Origin of the sequence: Clostridium sp. OM05-6BH (assembly GCF_003481635.1) — a bacterium.
In the GTDB taxonomy this organism is placed as follows: Bacteria; Bacillota; Clostridia; order Lachnospirales; family Lachnospiraceae; genus Butyribacter.
The window spans coordinates 17935-40284 of sequence record NZ_QULH01000011.1 but is presented as its reverse complement, the minus strand read 5'-3'; the positions used below and the strand labels follow the sequence as shown (position 1 = coordinate 40284).

Below are 22350 nucleotides of genomic sequence, written 5' to 3'. Positions count from 1 at the left end.
TATAAGTTACTCAAACTTTCCATACTGGAAGTTATTGCACAACCACATATTACTTATTATGTCAATGACTTTATAGCATTTTGCAGCCACCAAAGAGCGATTTCTGCCATCAGAGAACTATAGTAATTGCCTTGCCGCATTTTCGTTTTTGGTTGATAGAAAATTGCTGTTATGTAGCGTGATATCGCCAAGAATTGCTAAAGCAATTCTTGTAGAGCAAAACGCTGGTTTTGCTCTTTTTTTCGTGATTTCTAGATTTTGTTATCTCTGATGATTGATTTACATGCCTTTCGGAAACTCGAAGTCCCGGAAGCGAGGTAATCATCATTTTTGAAAGGGACTTTTGCGCTCGTCGTTACTTATGTCTCGTATTTCAGAGACATTAAGTAACGTGACGTAGCGCATCGTAGCGAAAGCGTCCCGTCCAAAAATGGATGATACCTTGCTAAACCGGGACATCTCAGACACTCCTTCAGGCATGTATTCATCAGAGATGTAACAAAATAAGAAATCACGCAAAAACTCTGCGTTCTGCGGCAATTATCTTAGTTCTCGGATGGCAGAACAATTTACTGTATTGGCTGCAAAATAGTTTATTTATTGCTGACATAATAAGTAATATGTGGTTGTGGAGGATTTGAAGTAGGGGAAGTTTGAGTAAGTTATAGATCTCAAACATCGCACAGACTGTGTTAGAGTAGTATTTATTAATGTGATCGAGGTGAAAATAAGATATGAAAATATATATTGATGCGGACGCATGTCCGGTTGTCTCTATTGCGGAAAAAGTTGCAGCTAAGTTTCAAATCCCGGTGACTCTTTTGTGCGACACGAATCATATTTTGCAGTCAGACTATAGTGATGTGATCGTGGTTGATGCGGGAGCAGATGCTGTCGATTATAAATTGATCAGTCTGTGCACGAAAGATGATGTGGTAATTACGCAGGATTATGGGGTCGCAGCGATGGCACTGGGGAAAGGAGCGGCGGCGATTCATCAGTCTGGAAAATGGTATACGAACAATAATATCGATCAGATGTTAATGACCAGACATCTCAACAAGAAGGCGCGACGTGCCTCTCATAAAAATCATGTGAAAGGACCAAAAAAACGTACAGCGGAGGATGATAAGATGTTTGAAGAGTCTTTTGAAAAATTATTGACTCAAATTTCCCATACCGGAAGTATTGACTGAACCACCGATTGCTTATTATGTCTCGTATTTCAGAGACATTAAGTAAGGTGACGAGCGCATCGTAGCGACTGAGATATCAATTTTATATCTGAAAATAATAGCACAAATATTCAACATTAGCCATTTGTTATCTACAAGCATATTATAATTATCATTTAAAGCATTATTTTCAAGACTGATACGTTAATGTCGCAAAAAGTTATCCTGATTTGCAAATTCTTGTAAGCATGAGTAATCAATTTGATATTTCTCTTGATACATTATTAAAGAAGAATTCGAAGATGGTACAATCTATGGATAAAGAAAGAGCAATGGGTATAAAAAATCAAAGAGTGACAAAAAAAGTATTTCAGTATATTGAACAACTGAAAAATATTGATACGAACTAAGTAGATTTACAGTATATGATAAAAGTAGATGCTTCATTTAATAATGGGTGAGGCTTCTTTTCGTTTTGCTTATGAGTTTGAAGTGTTGGAAATTCATGTAAATTTATAGACATTTTCTTATCTTAAAGCTATAATATTAAAATTATGTGGAACAGATAGACATTGATTTTAGGAGGTGATACAAATGAAAAAGCTAAAAAAGAGATTCATTGTTCCGGTAGTGGTATTTATATTGGGCATGTGTGCGTTAATCGGTACGATATATGTAGTCGGCGAGAGTCAGGAACAGCAGAACAGGACAAATGCAAAGCTCAATGCGATGACATATACGGAGCGTATATATGGCGAGCTTATGGAGGGAATAGGAGTTACCGATACCTTAAAGCAGGTTGTCATAAGTGGTGATGGAAATATAAATAAGTTTTATGATATTGCAGAAAATATGATGGACGATTCGATTCAGAGTATACAGATAGCACCGAATGGAGTTGTGAATGAAATATATCCAGAGGATCTGAATGAACCCGGCAAGATAGATCTGATAAATGATAGTGACAGGGGAGAGATTTCGCGCTATGCGAGGGATAATGACACTGTAATTATGCAGGGACCATTTGAGCTGAAGCAGGGCGGATATGGTATAGCAGTGCGCAATCCGGTTTATTTGGAGGATGAAAATGGTAAAAAGAGCTTTTGGGGCTTCACAATTGTTATACTGAAGGTTCCGGAAATTTTTTCTGATTCTGTAGAGGCTCTTTCCAATTTTGGATATAAGTACAGTCTGCAGAAGTGTGCTTCGCCGTGGGATGATACGTATGAGTGGGTTTACGGTTCAAAGGAAGCGTTGAACGATCCGGTGATATATGACTTTGACGTGTATGGAGGCAAGTGGAGGCTTGAGATTTTACCCAAGAGTGGGTTTTATAATAATAACTACCTGATATACATGTTTATTGGAGGTGTAATTATAGTCCTGCTTTTGACTGGGCTTACAGCAGCGTTGATTTCAATCAATGAGAACAGGAAGAATTTCAAGAGACTTGCTGTGACTGACACACTGACCGGTATCTACAACAGGCTCGGCTTTAATAGGCAGGTTGAGCAATATATGAGGCAGAACCCGCAAAAACACTGTGTTGTGGCGATGCTTGATATTGATGATTTTAAGCTTGTTAATGATGTGTATGGACATGCGGCGGGTGATGGTGTACTGCAGAAGCTTGCAGAGAGCATGAAGCAATATTTTTCAAAGGATGTTATACTCGGCAGAAACGGAGGCGATGAGTTTAGCATTTTCATGCCGGATTGCACGGCAGTGGAGGTTAAGCCTTTTCTTAAGAAGTTTACAGAAGAAACCAGGAATTTTTATTGTAAAGGTGAAGCGCATACATTTACCATTTCACTGGGCTTTGCGGAGTATCCTGTTTTGGCTGATGAATGTTCAAAGCTTATGCGTTGTGCGGACATGGCACTTTATGCGGTGAAAATGCGTGGGAAGAACGGCTGCATGGCATATCGTGAGGGTGAGCAAGTAAAGAGCCGCGCAAAGCTTGGTTTTGCAGTGAAGGATATTATTAATAATTTGCCTGGAGCTTTCATTGTTTACAGAGCAGATAAAGAAAATGATGAGATTCTGCTTGCAAACAGTGAGCTGCTTCGGCTTACAGGCTGTAAAAATATGGACGAGCTGCTTGCATATACAGGTAAGAGATTCTGCAATCTGATACGGCCGGATGAACAGGAAAGCTGTCAAAAAAGCATATGGTCGCAGATTAACGGAGGACACTCAAATGATTATATTTTCTTTCATATGCGAAAAGCAGACGGTAAATATATTTCTGTGCTCGACCATGGCAGGATAGTGGATTCAGTGCACAATGGCAGAGTATTTTATGTGATGATTATGGACTTAAAGTCACTGCAGAGGCACTATGGAGACTGCCTGGAGCTGGTGGAGAAGTAGAAAATATGACTGTATACATATGGCATATTGCTATTGCCGTAAATACGCAAAAAAACAGTTCGTAAAATTATACTTTTACGAACTGTTTGTATTTCTATTACATCTGGATCGTATTTCAGTCCCATTGATTCTTGGTATTCTTTTATTTCCTGCTTATTTGTAATATGTATAGTTCCTTCCTGGGAAAATTGATTTTTTTTGTAGCTATTTCAGCATTGCTAACTTTGTCATAAGTCTAATTATCTCCAAGTGTAGCTGCGGATGAATTAATAGAAATACATAATGTAGTAATCATACAAATTGTAATTAAGCTTTATAATTTCTTCATAGTGTTTTACCTCCTGTTATTTGTTATCAATCTTTAATTTCCCGAGAGAATAAAAGTATTGCACACGCGATATAAATAATTGACATAACGAGCTCTAAAAAATTCAGTGAAACAAAAGGTTTTGTATTTATTTCATATAATGATTTTATGCAAAATATCATAATCATTGCATATCCAATTAAGGTTAATAAGATATTTTTCTTGGGTTTATTTTTCTTTTTAACAATAAAAAAAGAAAAAAATGTAAATGATAACATAAACAAAAGCAATGCTATATTAACAATTCCATACAAATCATAATAATCGATGAAGCCTATAAAACCTGTATACCAGGTTCCAGATTCTGCCTGTCTGGCAATGGGAGTTGGAAAAAATGTTGATATTAATTTTATTAGTATAAGGAAAATGATCGAAATAGCCATTCCAGATCCAGATAATAGGAATTTGAGATGCCTTTTAATTGCAGTGGCTTTTGTGCCTACATTTTCATTATTTGCAATCTTATTTTGTTCGTTGCTAAATTCCTCCTCAAATTGGTCTTCTTTATCATCATTCATAAGATAATCTAAAGAGCAATCAAAAAAATTGCTTATCTTTATTAAATTATTAATATCCGGTAGGGTTCCCAGTTCCCATTTTGAGATGGCTTGTCTGGATACACATAACTCAGAAGCTAGTTGCTCTTGCGATAAGTTATTATCTTTTCTTAATTTTTGCAATTTACTAGAAAACGTCATTATTTATATCTCCTCTCCTTCTTGTTTTTTGTATTGTACAATAACTCAAGCTACCAAATTGCTTAAAAAATTAAAAAGTGAGCCCCCCCTATCTCGTAATCTATAAATTTTGATATGAGTAAATATACAGTTACAAATTTTAGTGAAAAAATGAAAATCCTCAACCATTTAAGGTTGGAATTTCCGCAACTCACAGTAGCATCTTGCCTATTTTAGGCGTTTCTCTCGTATTTCAGAGACATTAAGTAACGTGACGAGCGCATCGTAGCGAAAGCGTCCCGTCCAAAAACGGAAGAGAGAACGGTAAAGAGTTTATATACAAATTAGATACATTGTTGTTTTATGATGTCACTGCAAAGAAAGTAGGGCGTTTCAGACTCTTTTGAAATCACAATATGTGGATGCAGGGAGTATGGTGAAACCGGAACAAGAATACAAGGAGGACATTATGAAGAAACAAGTATTTATCATTACTATTATGGTAGTAGCAGCACTTGCAACGGCATGTGGTCAAAGAGCAAGCGGACGAAAAAATACAATGAGTACATCGAAGCAGAAAGCTGTTGCAAGCCCAACGAAGAAAGAGCAGGAAGCGACTGCGAGCCCAACGAAGAAAGAGCAGGAGAGGGCTTCTGCAGTCGCTAAGGAATCTCTTGATGAAGAAGATATTCACGCAGCACTCAAGGTGGCTAAAGAATATTATAAACACACCACACAAAAGGTGAAGAGCTTGGAATACAATGGTGGATCAGGTGACCAAATACAGTTCCAAGGCAAGGATACGAAGAGCGGAAAGTATCGTATCATTCGTTTGAAGAAAAAGAACGGCAAATGGGTTGTTAAAGGTGAGGGATATTGAAGCGGCCTGTTTATTTTTTGACCCATTTTTTGTACAGCCTTTTCTTGCTGGATGGCAGCTTAAATTTCGCTTTCTTTGCAATGCCATGAAATGCTTTTTTACCAATAGACTTTTTCGTTAGAGACGTCGTCTTAATGGTTATGGTGCGCAGACTGCTGCATTTGGCAAAAGCAGAGGCTCCGATTTTCTTTGTCTTTTTCAAAATGGTTACTTTCTTAAGTGCTTTGCAACCGGAGAATGCTTTACTTCCGATGGATAGCACATTACTTCCGGTCGAAACACGCTTGAGTGCTTTGCAGCCATAAAATGCTTTATTGCCAATGGCAGTAACCATACAGCTATATTTGCCGTAAGCTATTTTAGCTGGAATGGATAATGTAACAGATCCCTTTTTCTTGTTTTTTAGATATTTCTTGTTATATCCGAGACAGGTTACAGTGCAAGTCCTTGTGCGCACATTGCGGTTTGCAATGCGGTAACGCAGTCCTTTGACGGTAAATACAGTGCCGACTTTTGGAGCGGCGGTATTGTTTTTGTTGACAGATTGTCCATTCCCGGGATTATTGTTATTTTGGTTAGGAAGGTCAAAGTCCGGATCATCGGAGTCGTTATTGTCTGTCAGTTTTGGTATTTCCGTAATACGTGAACGTTCATTACAGCGTTTACAATGCAGTGACATTTCTCCGGTAGATGTTTTGGTTGCCGGGATGTCAATGGTGAAGTTAGTTGCCCAATCGTGTCCAAGTGGTTTTAAATATGTATCGCTTATGTCGATTTCCTGTTTGCCGTCAGCATCCCAAAAGACCTTACAACATTCGCTGCAGGTATAATAGCTGGCGGAACCGGCTTCCGTGCAGGTCGCGGCAACCGTATCATGAAATATCATAGTATGTACATGATTTGGAATCGCTTCATCATAGTGTGTGGTAGCACCGGCATTTTTTGCCAGATTATAATATCCGACGCCATACTTTGGACAATAAAAGTCTAAAGTATTGGTTTCACTGACGACATTTTTCCAAGCGTCACTTGCAGTGGTCGGTGCGTTATCGGACTGAAAATACATTTTGCTTAATTTGCTGCAGTCAGCAAATGCTTCCGAATCAATGCGGGTGATCGTTTGTGGAAGGGTAATGCTTGTTACGTTCGTTTGTCCGGCAAATGCTTTTTTGGTGACGACACGTACCGAATATGAGGTGTCGTTGATCGTTATGGTAGATGGAACATGGATATCTCCGGTCAGTATATCGTTTGGAACGACAGAGACGGAGGCGAATTTTGTGCCATCCACACTTTCTTCCAGAGTGAAACGTAAATGATCTTTATTTACATAACGCTGGTAGCCACATACGGTACATTCCCCATCTTTATATTGGTGTCCGAGTGCATTTACAACCTGCTGCGGCGTGAATACCAAGCCGCATTCAGAGCAGTGAGATCCTTCGGTAAGTCCCGGAGTGGTACAGGTTGCCGGAACTGCTTCATCGATTACAGTCACATGTGTATGTGGTTTGGCGGCAGAGGATTGAATCGTATACGGAATCGCTGTCTGTCCACAAAACAGACCGGCTCCTGTTACCGTGACAGTTGCTGTTCCGACGGCGGTGTTGTTTTCATAACGGATCGTGTAGTCCTTATTTTCGGTCAGGGTAGTACCATGCATGGTCACAGTGACTTTTGGTTTCTGTGGCTTGCCGGTATAGATGTACGACTTTTCGGACAGAGTGATTTCGGCCTGTGCAATGTCAACACTGCCGTTTTCACCGATACGAAGAGTATAGGTTTTCTTTAGGGCAGGGTTATAGGTTGGATACACAGTGATTTGTGTAATGCCTGCAGCTAATACATTAAGCGGATTTAAGTAGGTCTTATCGGATATGATACCAGGCGTGGAAACGACAGACGGATCCGAGGATTCAATACGGAGCTCCTGATAATCGCTATCGCCGTTGATATTTTGCGCCCATGCATAAATGGTGGAGCCGATTGGGTTGCTGGCCGGCATGGAAGAAGAATAATAACTTGTGGTGGAGGTACTATTGCGCCAATAAATATCGAATGAGGTTGGCGGAGCGATGTAGATCGTATTCTGACAGTCGGAGCAGATACCCGTGCTCTTGCCATTGGCATCAATCTCTCCATATACATAGTTATGTGGTGTTTTGGGGATGATTTCCTCAAAATCTTTATTACAGGTGTCACAGTGATATGTACGTGACCCATTTTTGGTACAGGTTGCCGGTGTATAATCGGTCTCTTTACGCTTATGCGCACAAGAGATATGTACTGTTTTGGTCGCAAATATTGCGTTATTTGCTTTTGCTGTAATGGTGACATCTCCATTGGTAAGACCTGTAACGTTTCCGTTGTTATCTACCGTAGCGATCGTACGGTCGGAAGAGGAATAGGTTAGAGGCTGGACGGACCAGATCTCGCGGGTGGACACTTTGCCATTGCTGCGAGTGCGTTCCAAACGTACTTTTGCGGTTAAGCTGGAAGTCTGCTCCGTGTTTATCGTATCTGCGCCGTCTAAGAAATTCTCTTTGATATATTTGTTGGAGATCTCAACTTTTTGTATAACATCGGTCTGCACATCCTGCATGGTTTCGTTCAGACCGGTTCTCGTAGAAAATTCACCGGCAACGGTATTCGGATAAGGTGCTGCTTCGGAATAGAAATCGCCCAATCCGACATAGTTGTATTTTGGATTGATCATACTTGTATAATGACCGGTTTCATTGGACAGATTTTGATCGACCCAGTCTTTTTGTTCAGATTTCCACAGAATGACACCTTCGGTCATGCTTTTTCCCCAACAGTAAGCGAGATCTTCACAATTGGAAGATACACCATGAAAGGATAGGGAAAAAGTATCTTTATCGCTGGGACGATCATGTCCGGATGCCATGAAATTAAACGAAATGCCAGCCTCTGCCGCACGGATGCGAGCGATGCTTTCTAAGTCTCTCGACCATCTTAACGGTTTATAATCATCGGATGTCAGCATACGGCTGGGATCGCGCGGATCCGGTATGTTGCCGGCTTCACAGGCTTCTTTACGAATTTCATTTAACTTGTCTAGAGCTTCCTGTGCCTGACTATAATACGAACCATAGATACCAAGCATTGTACATCCGTTGGATGCGCTCGCCGCATCTGTTTCTAATATTGGCGGTGTTGCCTTGGAATCAGGCGTAGCGGTTGGTTCAGTTGCGGTTGCTTTGTGAGTAGTGACATCCTTAGGCGTTACAGCAAAAGCAGCTGCCGCTGATCCACTGGTGGTAGGAAGCACCATAGAGATGCTTAGAAGTGCCGCTATTGCAGTCGTTTTCCAGTTGTTTTTTCTCATAATCATTTACATTCCTTTCTTTTTTTTTCAATTGAGCGCACAACAAGCAGACAAGTCGGTACGATGTAGAGCGTAGCAGTGATCCAAGCACTTTGATCGGCAAAGCAGATTGCATTGAAGTGAAAAATAGGAACCAATGCCAGACTGACGAAACAGCGTGCCGCCATTTCGACGGCACCCGAGAGGATAGCTCTGCCGGAATAGCCAAGACCCTGTGTGGTCATGCGGCAGGTGTTTAAGATGCCGAGTGACCAATAGAAGAATCCGAGGCAGCGCAGATATTTGGCAGAAGCATCAAGCACTGCAGTAGCGGATGGCTTCACGAACAGCAGTGTCAATGTACGGCCAAAGAAGATAAGTACAATGCCTGCTATAAGGCCATATGCCATGCCGACGAAGACGCCCTGCAAGATTCCTTTCTTAATACGATCCGTCTTCCCGGCACCAAGATTTTGTCCGCAAAAGGTGGATACACCGGTTGCGATTGCATCAAATGGACACATGGCAAACTGCTTAATACGCATAGCTGCGGTGAATCCGGTAATATAGACGTCACCCAGTCCGTTGTTGGCGGACTGCATGACCATACTGCCTATCGCTGTAATGGAATATTGCAGTCCCATAGGGATCGCCATGATAAGCAGATGCGATACCATCTGTGGGCGAAAAGCGCGGTCCTCTGCAGTTGGATGCAGTATCGGTACCTTCTTTAGTATAAACACGAGACAAAGCAGCCCGCTGATCCCCTGAGCGGTGATCGTTGCAATTGCAGCACCGGCACAGCCCCAGTGAAAGACAACGATGCAGACCAGATCCAAGATAATATTTAATATGGTGGAAAACACCAAAAACAAAAAAGGTGTTTTGCTGTCGCCAACGGCACGAAGTATGCTCGAAAGCAGATTGTACAGTAAAGTACAAGGGATGCCCAGGAAAATAATTAACAAGTAAATATAGGCATCTTTATAGATGTTGGCAGGTGTGGTTAAAATATGTAAAATAGCAGGGCAAAGCAGTACGCAGATCGTTGTCAGCAGGACGGCGGCAGCAATCGTGATAAAAATGCTGTGCCAGATATAGGCGCGCATGGATCTGTAATCCTTGCCGCCAAAGCGTTGAGCGATAGGAACTCCAAATCCACAACAGATGCCGATGCAAAATCCAAGTACCAAAAATTGGACACTAGAGGAGGCACCGACTGCAGCTAGCGCTTTCGGTCCAAGGAATCGTCCAACGATCGCCGCATCAGCAACATTATACATTTGCTGAAAAAAGTTGCCGATCAACAAAGGAAATGCAAACTGCAGGATCAAAAGCAGTGGCTTACCTGTTGTCATATCTTTCGTGACATCTTTACTCATCTAATTTCGACCTCCGTATGTAACGCTGAACTCCGATTTGTTTGCCTCATATAATGTACAGGGAGTAATTAACAATTTCAATATCGTAATTATCTATTTTAACACCATAATTGGGAAATGCAACTGCTATTTTTGAAACATATATCGGAAATAAACTTCCTTGAAGGCAGCATAGTTATTTCGCGAAATTGGGATGACCATGCCGTTTTGAAGAGTTACTTCGGTTTTAGTAAATTGTTCTACTAACATTAGATTTACGATATAGCTGCGATGACACTTGATAAATCCCAAATCCATATGGAATATCTCTTCGCACTTATAAAATGGTTCACGGATTGTGATCTGCGTCCCGTTTGAAAAGGTTACAAGTACCAGTTTGTTTTGCGCTTCCAGACAGGCAACCTCTTCGATCGTCATTTTGTAAAAACCGGTCACAGTCTGTGCCGTAAAGGTTTCTTTGGTCTTGCAAAATTGTTTCCGGTATTCGTCCATGACAGCAAATAATCGTATTTCGTCAATGGGTTTCAGCAGATAATGAAAGGCTTTGACCTCGTAGGATTCAACTGCAAATTCACGGGAGGAGGTTAGAAAAATAATGGGAACATCCTGTCCGTTTGCGCGTAATTCAGCAGCAGTGTCTATGCCGTTCAAAAGAGGCATAATGACGTCTAACAGGATCAAATCCATACATTCATCTGTATGTGCAGCGATCAGATCGTCGCCATTATCATACGTGAAGATCTGCATTTCAATACCATGTTCACCAGCCCATTTCTGTAATAAACTGGAAGTTGTTTCTATATAAATTGGTTCATCATCACAAATTGCTATTTTCATAATGTCCTCTTTCTCTCATTCGTTAAATGATAATTTGAAGGGTAAAGTAGTTGCCGGATACAGAAAAGTGGCACTGTCCGCCGAGCTTTTCAACATAATATATAATACTTCGCACGCCTATACCGTGACCGGGTGTCTCAGAGATTGGAATACCATCTATGAATTTCGGCGGTTTTTCAATCGTATTTTTGACTTGGATCAAGAGATGTGCGTTTTTTTCAGAGATTGTTAAGGTGATCATACGATTCGGAATAGTCATGTTCTGCAGAGCATGCAATGCATTTTCCAGTGCATTGGACAGAATGGTGCTAACATCCGTTTCGGATTCCGGCAATGGTGGCATCCTGCCAATATTGCATTGAAAGATAACGCCGATATTTTCAAATCGTGTATGGTAGATAGAGATTACGGAATTGATCATCTCATCTTTGCAGTAATTTGTAATGACGGTATCATCATAGCTGTCGTATAGTTGTTTGATGTAATCCATCGCATGATCCGGACTGTTGTTTTGAAGCTGTGTCAAGATGATCGTTAGATGATGCCGCATATCATGCCGCAAAATAGCAATTTTTTGTTCGCTAAGTTTGACCTGTTCAATTTCCTTTTGAATAGAAAGAAGCTGCATTTTAGTCAGATCGCTGTATTGGCGGATCTGCTGTTTGCGTTCGTATTCCTTGAAATATATGAGCAGAAATGTAAGATAGGCCAGACAGGAAGCGAAGCCCATAAACTCGACCACAGCTTTGTTGCCGGAGTATAACAGATTGGAAAATTTTGTACACATATAGTCAAAAATATAATAGACAAAAGGGAGAAAGCCAATAACCCAAAGCTCTCGTCTATCCTTCGCAAAAATCATTTCTGTCGTGTGACACACATAGCGGCATAGGAAGAAATACGTACCGAGGGTTGCGATGATGCGAAAGCAGTAATAACACCATTGTTCACCGGAGAGAGAAAGTGCAAACATTCCGATCCACGTACTGACCTGACAGCAAAGGTAGGCAGAGACGATGGAAACACAGGACGAAAGAAATGTGTAATGGTAGTAGAATGTCAAAAACAGAGCGAGCGGAAGATGTATGAACAGAGGGTAGATCTGCATGGTAGCAGTTTCACCGATCAGAGTGAGTGACAGCAGATAGACGGTACCCTCTGCCAGAGAATACAATAGCAGCTTGATCGTATTAGACTTATTTTGGCGCACGCCTAAAAAAAAGGCAGATATAAAAATGCCAAACAGCAGAGTGGTAGTATTGTGAATTGCTGCCAGTACATGCAGTAACATAGAGCGCTCCCTCCTAATATATTTTGTGTATCAGCTTGAGCGAAAGAAATGGGATCCATTACTTTCGCAGATGCGCAGATCATTACCAAAAGAATAGCAATAAATGTCAGGAAAGTCAAAAAAAACGGTAAAAGGAGTTGACATTGAAAATATATTGATATACCGTAATTTAATGAGAAAAATTCTCAACAAGAATTATACTTGGAGGATAGTATGACCTTAAAAGAACTGGAGATAGGAAAGAGTGCTGTTGTGACGCAAGTAGGTGGCGAAGGCGCGCTTAGACAGCATTTTTTGGATATGGGAATGATTCCCGGAGCAGAGGTGACGGTTGTCAAGTTTGCACCAATGGGAGATCCGATGGAGTTACAAATACACGGGTACGAATTGACGCTTCGCCTAGCAGAAGCAGAACAGATTGAGATAAAACCGATTGACAAGCGCAGTAATAGTCATGCCGGTAGTGAAAGAATACAGCCATCTGTACATCCGGGGCTTGGTGAAGAGGGAAAGTTTCATTCCAAAGAGGACGAACATCCTCTGCCGGAAGGAACCACTTTAACATACGCCCTGGTCGGCAATCAAAATTGTGGTAAAACGACATTGTTTAATCAGTTGACGGGTGCGAATCAACATGTTGGCAATTTCCCCGGGGTTACAGTGGATCGCAAAGATGGTGCTATTAAGGGATATTCAGATACAAATGTGACGGATCTGCCGGGAATTTATTCGATGTCGCCATATAGCAGCGAAGAAATCGTTTCGCGTAACTTTGTGCTGCAAGATCATCCAACAGCAATTATCAATATTGTCGATGCAACCAATATTGAACGTAATTTATATCTGACAATGCAGCTTTTGGAGATGGATATTCCGATGGTAGTCGCATTGAATATGATGGATGAAGTAACCAGTAACCATGGAGCGATCAATGTCAATTTGATGGAGGAATTGCTAGGGGTACCTGTCATTCCGATTTCTGCAGCCAAAAACGAGGGCGTAGAGGAACTCGTGAAACATGCACTTCATATCGCGAAGTATCAGGAACGGCCGATGCGACAGGATTTCTGTGACAAAAAAGATCACGATGGTTCCGTACATCGGTGTATTCATGCGGTGATCCATCTGATTGAAGATCACGCTGAAAAGGCAGATATCCCGGTGCGATTTGCTGCAACGAAAGCAATTGAAGGAGATCTGCTGATCCTAAAGCAGTTAAAACTTGATGAAAACGAAAAGGAAATGTTGGAGCATATTGTGTGCCAGATGGAGACAGAGCGAGGTGTAGACCGCAGTGCTGCAATTGCAGATATGCGCTTTGATTTCATTGAACGTTTATGTGAACAAGCAGTGGTAAAACCAAAAGAGAGTAAAGAGCGAATTCGCAGTGAGAAGATAGACCGGATCTTTACCGGAAAATATACAGCGATTCCGTGTTTTATTGCGATCATGGCTGCAGTATTTTATCTGACGTTTAACGTGATCGGTGCATGGCTGCAAAATATATTGCAATTAGGTATTGATGCAATCGCAGATATGGTGGGAAAAGGATTAAAAGCAGCTCAGCTGAATGATGCGTTATACAGTTTGATCATGGATGGAATATTTACCGGTGTGGGGAGTGTGCTAAGCTTTTTGCCGATCATTGTCACCTTGTTTTTCTTTTTGTCATTAATGGAGGACAGTGGGTATATTGCCCGTGTGGCTTTTGTAATGGATAAGCTGCTTCGCAAGATCGGTCTTTCCGGCAAAAGCATTGTTCCATTGTTGATCGGGTTTGGTTGTACAGTGCCGGCTGTCATGGCAACACGTACGCTGACTAGTGAAAGAGATCGTAAAATGACGATCTTGTTGACGCCGTTTATGAGTTGTACGGCCAAATTACCGATATATGCGTTTTTTGTCAGCGTGTTCTTCCCGGGGCGCGGCGGCCTGATCATGACGGGGCTTTATCTGTTTGGCATTGTTATGGGAATCTTGGTAGCCTTCCTATACCGAGCAACATTATTTGAGGGAGAACCGGTTCCTTTCGTGATGGAATTGCCTAATTATCGTTTGCCTGGTGTACGAAATGTGGGACAGCTGCTGTGGGAAAAGGCAAAAGATTTTCTGCAGAAAGCATTTTCAGTTATACTGGTCGCAACGGTAGTAGTTTGGTTTTTGCAGAGTTTCAATCTGCGTTTGAATATGGTGTCCGATTCTTCGGACAGTATGCTTGCAATGATCGCGCAGATATTTGTGCCTGTATTAACACCGCTGGGACTTGGTGATTGGAGAATTGCTACCGCATTGATCAGTGGAGTTATGGCAAAAGAAAGTGTTGTTTCCACGTTAGAAGTTTTATTCAGCGGATCGATCAGTACAGTGCTTTCACCATTGACGGCCGGTTCACTGCTCGTATTTAGTCTGCTGTATACTCCGTGTATCGCAGCGATCGCATCTGTAAAACGTGAGTTGGGCGGTAAATGGGCTGTCAGCATGGTGATCTGGCAATGTATCGTTGCATGGGTTGCGGCCTTTGCGGTATATTTGATCGGTGGACTATTTTGAGGTTGAAATTAGTTGCCAACTTATAGTGTATTGGGAGAAAATAGTAAAAAGGGGGAAATTTATTTATGAAAAAGTCAGTGTTAAGTATAACACCAAGTGTTCACAAGAGCACGATCGCACCGGAGATTTATGGACAGTTTTCGGAGCATTTAGGACGCTGCATTTATGACGGCGTTTATGTTGGAGAGGACTCGGATATTCCGAATACCAACGGCATGCGCAATGATGTTGTGGAGGCTCTGCGTGAGATTAAGCTTCCTGTACTGCGCTGGCCGGGTGGATGCTATGCGGATGAATATCATTGGAAAGATGGCATTGGTCCGAAGGAGTCCAGACGGAAGATGGTCAATACAAACTGGGGCGGTACAGTAGAGGACAATAGCTTTGGTACGCACGAATTTATGGAACTTTGCGAACAGATCGGCTGTGAACCATACATTGCTGTTAATATGGGAAGTGGTACGGTGCAGGAGGCAGCAGAATGGGTAGAATATATGACGGCAGAGTCAGGATCAACTTTTGCAGAGTTACGCGCAGCGAACGGTCATGCAGAGCCTTGGAAAGTAAAATACTTGGGTATCGGCAATGAAAGTTGGGGCTGCGGTGGCAGCATGGACGCGGACTTTTATGCCAATGAATATAAGCGGTATCAGCAGTTTTGCAAAGAATATTCCGGCAATAAAGTATATAAAGTAGCTTGTGGACCAAGTGGGGATGATTATGCATGGACGAGAGAGCTGATGAGTCGTATTAACCATCAGCACGCCAAAGGGATTAGTCTGCATTATTATACCGTGCCGGGCGACTGGGAACACAAAGGAAGTGCTACGGATTTTACTGAGCAGGAATATTACACAACGATCGCGAAAACGTTAGGGATCGAGGAGGTCATTGATGGTCATTTGAAGATTATGGATGAGCTTGATCCAGAGCATAATATTGATCTTATTATAGATGAGTGGGGAACTTGGTATGATGTGGAGCCGGGAACGAATCCGGGATTTTTGTACCAGCAAAATACGATGCGTGATGCGATCGTAGCCGCTTTGAATTTAAATATCTTTAACAAACATAGCGACATGATCTCAATGGCAAATATCGCACAGGTTGTCAATGTATTGCAGGCGATGGTGTTGACAGAGGGGGATCAGATCGTTAAGACGCCAACTTATGATGTGTTTGCTATGTATAAAGAACATCAGGGTGCCAGTCTTGTGCAAAGTGCGGTTGATACGTTGCCGGTAGATCATGATGGAAAAGTGATACCATCACTTTCGGAGTCGGTGTCTGTGAGTGATGATGGAAATATGACGATTACGCTTGCGAATACTTCGCTGAAGGAAGAAATACAGGTGATCTGCCGTTTGGAAGATAAGAGCCAATTTAACGGACAAGCAGAGATTGCTGTGCTTCAGGATGAGGTGCATGCGCACAATACTTTTGAACAGCCGGATCAGGTGAAGGTGCAGTATCGTACAGAACATTGGAACGGCAGCGAGCAGACAGTTACTTTGTTACCGTGCAGTGTATGTCGGATTTATTGTCCGATTGTCTGAGAAGGGAATGTAGATTTAATATGTCTGGATCAAATATGCGGATCCCCTGTGTACGCTGTCTGCTACGGGAAATGGATGAGCAGACGGCACTACAGCAGGTGTTGGACTTTCAAAGGAGTGTCCCTAAAATGGAACAGGCTGATCCGTCGCAATATGAAACACGCCTTGCGGTATGCAAGGCGTGTAAATGGCTTAATAAAGGTACTTGCCGAAAATGTGGTGCTTATGTGGAAGCGAGAGCCTTTCGGTCAGATGCACATTGCCCGCTGGGGACAAACATGTGGTGATTGTCAAACTCGGTCATTATATCACATATCAATTTGCCTTTTTATCAAACTCGCAAATCCGCTCTTTCAGAGCTTATTCGCTTGTTTCACAAGCTTATTTGCTCGTTAATGAGCCCAGAAAAACAAATGTCTGCTTCGCAGCCGCTTGTTTTTCTCTGAGGCTCATTATATCATAGGATGAGCCACCGCTGCTGCAATCGAGGTGTCTACAGGATAGTACGGGATCAGCGTTGCCTGCACGGCATGGTACAGATCTGATTTGCCCGGCCACACGGTTGTCAGAACATTTCCGGCAGCATCGAGCTGGTGATACCAAGAGCCGTGGACATGATCTAATACCTGTTCATCCAAATAACGGAGAAACATTGCATAGTCATCGGCATACTGCTGTTTGTGAGTGACATGCCAAAGTACGGCAGAAGTATTGATTGCTTCTGCAAGAGTCCAGTGCATGCGGTCATGAACGACAGGGTTTCCCTGCCAGTCTGTAGTATAGACGATACCCGGTGCACCGTCTGCGTTCCATGCATCTTTGATCGCCCTCTGATAGAGAGATTCGGCAGCAGTCACATATTTTTCAATCGGAGTAGTATCTTCCGCTGTATTTTTCATCGAATATGCCCATTGCGTGATCAATCTTGCCCATTCGATACCATGACCCGGTGTTGCACCATAGGGTTTGAACGGATCGTCCGGATGATCCTTGTTACAGTCCAGATCCGGTGTCCAGTCTTTTCGAAAATGTTCCGGGATACGCCATTCATTATGGTTAGCCCATGTAAGAACATGATCAATAATACGTCCAGCCCGCCGGCGGTAGGTTTCATTGCCTGTTGCATCCGCAACTGCTAAAAACGCTTCCACCGTATGCATATTTGCATTAAGCCCACGGTAATCATCTAATATCGTAAATTCTGTATTCCAAGTATCGCAGGAGAGTCCCTCTGTTTCATTCCAAAAATATTTATCGTAAATTGCTAAAGCATCCTCTAGCAATGACTGCGCTGCAGGTCTTTTCGCTAAAACGCCGGAACAGGCTGCCAAGATGACAAAAGCATGCGCATAGCATTGTTTGGCTGGCAAAGGAGTGCAGTCCGCTTGTAATCCGGCATACCAGCCACCGTTGGAGCGATCATGCAGTTCTCCACACAATCCTTGCAAAGCGGCATCGGCAAGCAAACCATAATCCGATGCAGGTTCTAATAAAGAAGCGATGCTGTAGACATGTGCCATGCGGCTCGTGATCCAAGTTTCACGCGGACGGTCTTTCAGCGGCGTGCCATCATCGCCGAGGTAATAGGAACCACCGCCCGGTGAGGGAAACTGTCTGCCAAAGGAAAATAATGTGTCGCGGATTTCGGACAGAAATTGGCGGTTTTCCGGTGTGTCTATGGTGTATTTTAAGGAGGTAGTGTTGGTCGTTATCATGAGAAACTTCCTTTCTATATAAATTAATGATATTATATATACTTTACAGGCAGAATAACATTTTGTAAAGGAGCGAAAGAAAATGGCATTATATCAAGCAACTATCGACGATAAACCATATATTATGGCACTATACACAGCAGCTATTGGAAGTGAAGGATGTACTTGGAATGAAGATTATCCAAGCGAGGAGACTATGGACGGCGATCTTGCCCGTGGAGATGCATACGTTTGGAAAGACGAGACGGGAGAACTTCTGGGAGCAATCTCTATCGACGATGATCATGTCGTGGAAGAACTGCCTTGCTGGTCTGCGCAACTACAGCCCGCTGCAGAGTTCGCCAGACTGGTCGTACGTGAGGATGCCAGAGGACAGGCGATTGCCAGAAAAATGATTTTGGAATTGATGCAGGTCGCTGCAAAGCGCGGGTGCAAAAGCGTGCACTATCTTGTCAGTCCGGGCAATAAACGTGCGGTACACTCGTATGAGCATCTGCATTTTACACTGTGCGCAGAAGCAGATCTTTTCGGAGAACATTGGCTCTGTTATGAAAAACAGCTATAGCAAAGCTAACCTATTAGCTGCAAGATAGCTATTATTTAAGTGACATAATAAGCAATATGTGACCAGACAGTAGCTTCGGATGCGCAAAGTTTGGAGCAGATACTTTTTACGGTTTTTTTACTTTGGGGCGATAGTGAATTTTACATAGACTTTCTATAATGGTCAGCAGATAAAACGTATATTGCATGACAGTATAGAAAGGAATGAGCCCATGTTAAAGTTAGAACATATTAGTAAGTCATTTGATGGTGTGACTGTATTGAATGACATTTCCCTTGAGGTGCAGGACGGAGAGATTGTTTCGATTTTAGGACCGTCCGGCTGCGGTAAGACGACCCTTTTGAATCTGATTTTAGGGATTACGGATGCGGATAAGGGAATGATTTATTATCAGGAAGAAGATATCACAAAGCTTCCTATGGAAAAAAGAGATTTCAATATTGTATTTCAGGATTATGCATTATTTCCCAATTTAAATGTATATCAGAATATTGTATATGGACTGCGTAACAAGCCTGGGTTGTCGACAGCAAAAGAGGTGGATGCCTTGATTGATCTGTTGGAACTGCGTGCACATCTGGATAAAAAAATAGAGCAGTTGTCCGGTGGGCAGAAACAGCGCGTTGCGTTAGCGAGAACGATGGTGATGAAACCAAAGATCTTATTGTTGGATGAGCCGCTTTCGGCGTTGGATGGTGTGATTAAGGAGTCGATCAAAGACAAGATTAAGACGATTTCCCGACAGTTTCACCTAACAACGATCATCGTAACACACGATCCGGAAGAGGCGTTGACGCTTTCAGATCGGGTTCTTATTATCGAACACGGCAAAATATCACAGTATGATACGCCGGCACAAATTGTGCACAGCCCGCAAAATGATTTTGTCCGCAAATTTATCTTAAATCAGCTTGTGATTAAACGAGATAACATCTTGACGCTGTTTGGCGCTGCACCATTAACAGCAGGGAAAGCGGTGTAACAGTGAAAAAGAATGCAATTGGAATTAAATTGATATTTGGAGTGATCAGTCTGTTTTTTATGATATTTTTAGCAATGCCGATCGTCAGACTGTTACTTCGTTCGTTTATGGATACAAATGGAGCATATACCTTGTCTGTTTATCAAAGTGTATTTGCAGGGCGTAAATTTGGACAGGCATTGCGCAACAGTTTTGAGATTGCTGCATTGTCTGCCGCAGCAGCAACGCTGATCGCCTTTGTGTTAGCTTATACCTGTTATTATACTAACTTACCGGCAAAGGGTAAAGGCATTATTCGCATAGCAGCAATGTTTCCGATGTTTATGCCGACGATTACGTATGGATTCGCCATTATTTATTCCTTTGGTAATAATGGATTGCTGACAAAATGTTTCCATCACAAATTGCCATTTGATCTTTACGGTATTTGGGGATTATTGATCGGTTATAGTGTTTACACGATACCGGTTGCCTTTTTGCTGATTAGTAACACGATGCAGTATATCGACAAGAAGGCGATGGTTGTATCCAAAGTAATGGGAGATAAATCCTATGCTACTTTTTGGATTGCCATAATCAGACCGCTTTTAGGGACACTATGTGGTGCATTCATTCAGGCGTTTTTCCTGAGTTTTACCGATTTTGGCATTCCGGCATCCGTTGGAGGACGCTTTGAAGTGGTAGCAAGTGTGCTTTATCGCCAAATGCTGGGAGGTATTCCTAATTTTGGCAAAGGTGCAGCGGTAGCGATGATTATGCTGCTTCCATCCATTGTTAGTATTTGCTTATTACAATTTCTAGAAAAATATAATATCCGCTACAAAAAGATCAGCGGTGCAGAACTGACCCAAAATCGTCTCAGAGATGTTATATGGTCTGGACTATCTGTCCTGTTTTTGGTGCTGATGCTTTCGATTTTTGCAGTGATCTTTGTGGCTCCATTAGTGACAGACTGGCCGAATAAAGTAAGCTTTTCAATGGAGCATGTCATCGCAGTGTTTACCGATGACAGTCTGCTGCAGATTTATATCAACACATTGGAAATGGCAGTGCTTACTGCAATCATTGGAACATTCACAGCGTATGGTGCTGCACTTGTTACCGCAAGAAGTCATATGCCGAAGTGGTGCAAAGGGATTATCGAGGGCATCGCATTGGTGACAAACACGATTCCGGGTATGGTGCTTGGTGTAGCATATATGTTTGTGTTTTCCGGAACGAGTTTGCAAAACACCATGTGGATATTGCTAATCTGTAACGTGATCCATTATTTTTCATCGCCGTATCTGATGATGAAAAATTCGTTATCCAAATTAAATGAAAGCTGGGAAACGACAGCAGGACTGATGGGAGATAGCTGGATCAAGACGATCGTGCGTATTGTGACGCCAAATGTGAGGGAAAGTCTGTGGAGTGTATTTGACTATTATTTCACAAACGCCTGTGTGACAGTGAGCGCCATTATTTTCCTGGTAGGATCGAGAACGATGGTCTTAACGACGAAGATCAAGCAGCTGCAGTATATTAATAAGTTTAACGAAGTATTTGTATTATCTTTGTTGATCTTTTTTACTAATCTGATAGCAAAAGCACTCTTTGCGGTGCTTGCTAAATATAAATTATCAAAACGTGCGAAAGGGATGCACAAGAAGGAGGAACTATGTTTCGCAGAAAATTAATGGGAATGATGATGGCAGTGACATTGGCCGCAACAGCGGTTACAGGATGTGGGAATGCAACAGGGGGATCTTCGGGAAAAGCGTCGGATACGAAAATTGTTATTTATTCGAATGCAGATGATGAAGCAATTACAGCGATGAAAAATGCGTTGGATAACAATGGATACAAAGATAAATATACCTTTAATGGATTTGGTACATCGGAGCTTGGTGGCAAATTGCTTGCAGAGGGCAAAAACATTGAGGCTGATATGGTAACAATGAGTACCTTTTATCTGGACAGTGCGCAACAGCAAAATAAGATGTTCCAAAAGTTGGACTTTCCGATAAAGACATTGGATAAGTTTGGAGATTACGCAGCACCGATCACTTCTCAGGAAGGTGCGATCATCATGAATACAGATCTGATGAAAAAGTATAATCTTTCCACACCGACCTGCCTAAAAGATCTGACCAAAAAGGAGTACAAAGGTTATCTGGCAATTACAGATGTTAAGTCTTCATCGACTGCTTGGCTGCTTATGCAGGCGTTGATTTCTGCCTATGGCGAGAAGGAGGCTCAGAATGTATTAAAACAGATTTATGTCAATGCAGGCGACCATATTGAGGATTCCGGTTCTGCACCATTAAAACTGTGTCGTGCAGGTGAAGTCGCGATTGGATTTGGACTTAGACATCAGGCAGTTGCAGATAAGGCGAATGGCCAGCCAATTGATTATGTAGATCCGACGGAAGGTAATTTTTCTCTGACAGAGTCTGTTGCAGTGATCGACAAGGGCAAAGATACCAATCCACAGGCACAGAAGATGGCACAGTGCATTATTGAACATGGACGTGAGGAATTGCAGAAATCCTATCCAAATCCATTGTATGAGGGTGAGTCTGCAGATGCAGCGAATAAGTCAACCTATCCAAAGACTTTTTCCGAGCCATTGACCTTTGAATTATATGAGAAACATCAGCAGTTGTCTGACGAAGTTATGCCATAATAAA

The 22350-nt window shown here is 42.2% G+C and carries 16 protein-coding genes; 10 read left to right on the top strand and 6 right to left on the bottom strand.

From position 1 onward, the window contains the following. Window positions 1-734: 734 nt before the first annotated feature. Together DXB73_RS09895 and DXB73_RS09890 are read left to right on the top strand one after the other, a co-directional pair. The gene (locus tag DXB73_RS09895; protein ID WP_022025934.1) at window positions 735-1196 is read left to right on the top strand and encodes a YaiI/YqxD family protein; all 462 of its coding nucleotides are present in this window, start codon (window positions 735-737) and stop codon (window positions 1194-1196) included. A gap of 573 nt (window positions 1197-1769) precedes the next feature. Continuing rightward, window positions 1770-3548 (top strand): diguanylate cyclase, encoded by a 1779-nt coding sequence (locus tag DXB73_RS09890; RefSeq protein WP_118691006.1) that lies wholly within the window; start codon window positions 1770-1772, stop codon window positions 3546-3548. A 354-nt stretch (window positions 3549-3902) separates the two neighbouring features. Here DXB73_RS09890 and DXB73_RS09885 read toward each other — a convergent pair whose 3' ends face one another. Further along, window positions 3903-4613, bottom strand: a complete 711-nt coding sequence (locus DXB73_RS09885) for a helix-turn-helix transcriptional regulator (RefSeq protein WP_118691005.1) — start codon at window positions 4611-4613, stop codon at window positions 3903-3905. Between the two features lie 448 nt (window positions 4614-5061). Here DXB73_RS09885 and DXB73_RS09880 point away from each other — a divergent pair, with 448 nt between their 5' ends. Continuing rightward, on the top strand, window positions 5062-5472 hold the full coding sequence (locus DXB73_RS09880) for a hypothetical protein (protein ID WP_022025645.1): 411 nt from the start codon (window positions 5062-5064) through the stop codon (window positions 5470-5472). A 10-nt stretch (window positions 5473-5482) separates the two neighbouring features. On the opposite strand, the gene DXB73_RS09875 is transcribed toward DXB73_RS09880, so the two are convergent. The 4 genes from DXB73_RS09875 to DXB73_RS09860 form a co-directional block, all read right to left on the bottom strand. Continuing rightward, window positions 5483-8821 carry a leucine-rich repeat protein gene (locus tag DXB73_RS09875; protein WP_182448299.1) on the bottom strand — a complete coding sequence of 1113 codons (3339 nt, stop codon included), beginning with the start codon at window positions 8819-8821 and terminating at the stop codon, window positions 5483-5485. Between the two features lie 2 nt (window positions 8822-8823). After that, a complete protein-coding gene (locus tag DXB73_RS09870; protein WP_243104023.1) occupies window positions 8824-10182 on the bottom strand; it encodes an MATE family efflux transporter in 1359 nt (452 codons plus the stop codon). Between the two features lie 126 nt (window positions 10183-10308). Continuing rightward, the gene (locus DXB73_RS09865; protein WP_118691002.1) at window positions 10309-11019 is read right to left on the bottom strand and encodes a LytTR family DNA-binding domain-containing protein; all 711 of its coding nucleotides are present in this window, start codon (window positions 11017-11019) and stop codon (window positions 10309-10311) included. A gap of 22 nt (window positions 11020-11041) precedes the next feature. Then, on the bottom strand, window positions 11042-12310 hold the full coding sequence (locus DXB73_RS09860; RefSeq protein WP_118691001.1) for an ATP-binding protein: 1269 nt from the start codon (window positions 12308-12310) through the stop codon (window positions 11042-11044). 213 nt (window positions 12311-12523) lie between these two features. Here DXB73_RS09860 and feoB point away from each other — a divergent pair, with 213 nt between their 5' ends. The 3 genes from feoB (at window position 12524) to DXB73_RS14400 (ending at window position 16703) form a co-directional block, all read left to right on the top strand. Further along, a complete protein-coding gene (gene feoB, locus DXB73_RS09855; RefSeq protein ID WP_118691000.1) occupies window positions 12524-14860 on the top strand; it encodes a ferrous iron transport protein B in 2337 nt (778 codons plus the stop codon). 65 nt (window positions 14861-14925) lie between these two features. Beyond that, a complete protein-coding gene (locus DXB73_RS09850; RefSeq protein WP_118690999.1) occupies window positions 14926-16416 on the top strand; it encodes an alpha-L-arabinofuranosidase C-terminal domain-containing protein in 1491 nt (496 codons plus the stop codon). Between the two features lie 20 nt (window positions 16417-16436). Beyond that, window positions 16437-16703 (top strand): DUF6171 family protein, encoded by a 267-nt coding sequence (locus DXB73_RS14400; protein WP_147354477.1) that lies wholly within the window; start codon window positions 16437-16439, stop codon window positions 16701-16703. Window positions 16704-16868: 165 nt separating this feature from the next. Here DXB73_RS14400 and DXB73_RS09845 read toward each other — a convergent pair whose 3' ends face one another. Beyond that, window positions 16869-18131 (bottom strand): AGE family epimerase/isomerase, encoded by a 1263-nt coding sequence (locus DXB73_RS09845; protein WP_118690998.1) that lies wholly within the window; start codon window positions 18129-18131, stop codon window positions 16869-16871. 82 nt (window positions 18132-18213) lie between these two features. Between DXB73_RS09845 and DXB73_RS09840 the strand changes: the two genes are divergently transcribed. The 4 genes from DXB73_RS09840 (at window position 18214) to DXB73_RS14905 (ending at window position 22346) form a co-directional block, all read left to right on the top strand. After that, window positions 18214-18696 (top strand): GNAT family N-acetyltransferase, encoded by a 483-nt coding sequence (locus DXB73_RS09840; RefSeq protein ID WP_118690997.1) that lies wholly within the window; start codon window positions 18214-18216, stop codon window positions 18694-18696. Window positions 18697-18907: 211 nt separating this feature from the next. Continuing rightward, window positions 18908-19678, top strand: coding sequence for an ABC transporter ATP-binding protein (locus DXB73_RS09835; protein WP_118690996.1), 771 nt, complete (start codon window positions 18908-18910; stop codon window positions 19676-19678). A 2-nt stretch (window positions 19679-19680) separates the two neighbouring features. Next, window positions 19681-21357: an ABC transporter permease subunit gene (locus DXB73_RS14910; protein ID WP_243104021.1), complete on the top strand. Its 1677-nt coding sequence runs from the start codon at window positions 19681-19683 to the stop codon at window positions 21355-21357. Continuing rightward, window positions 21339-22346: an extracellular solute-binding protein gene (locus tag DXB73_RS14905; RefSeq protein WP_118690995.1), complete on the top strand. Its 1008-nt coding sequence runs from the start codon at window positions 21339-21341 to the stop codon at window positions 22344-22346. Before DXB73_RS14910 ends, DXB73_RS14905 begins: the two co-directional genes overlap by 19 nt. Window positions 22347-22350 lie beyond the last annotated feature (4 nt).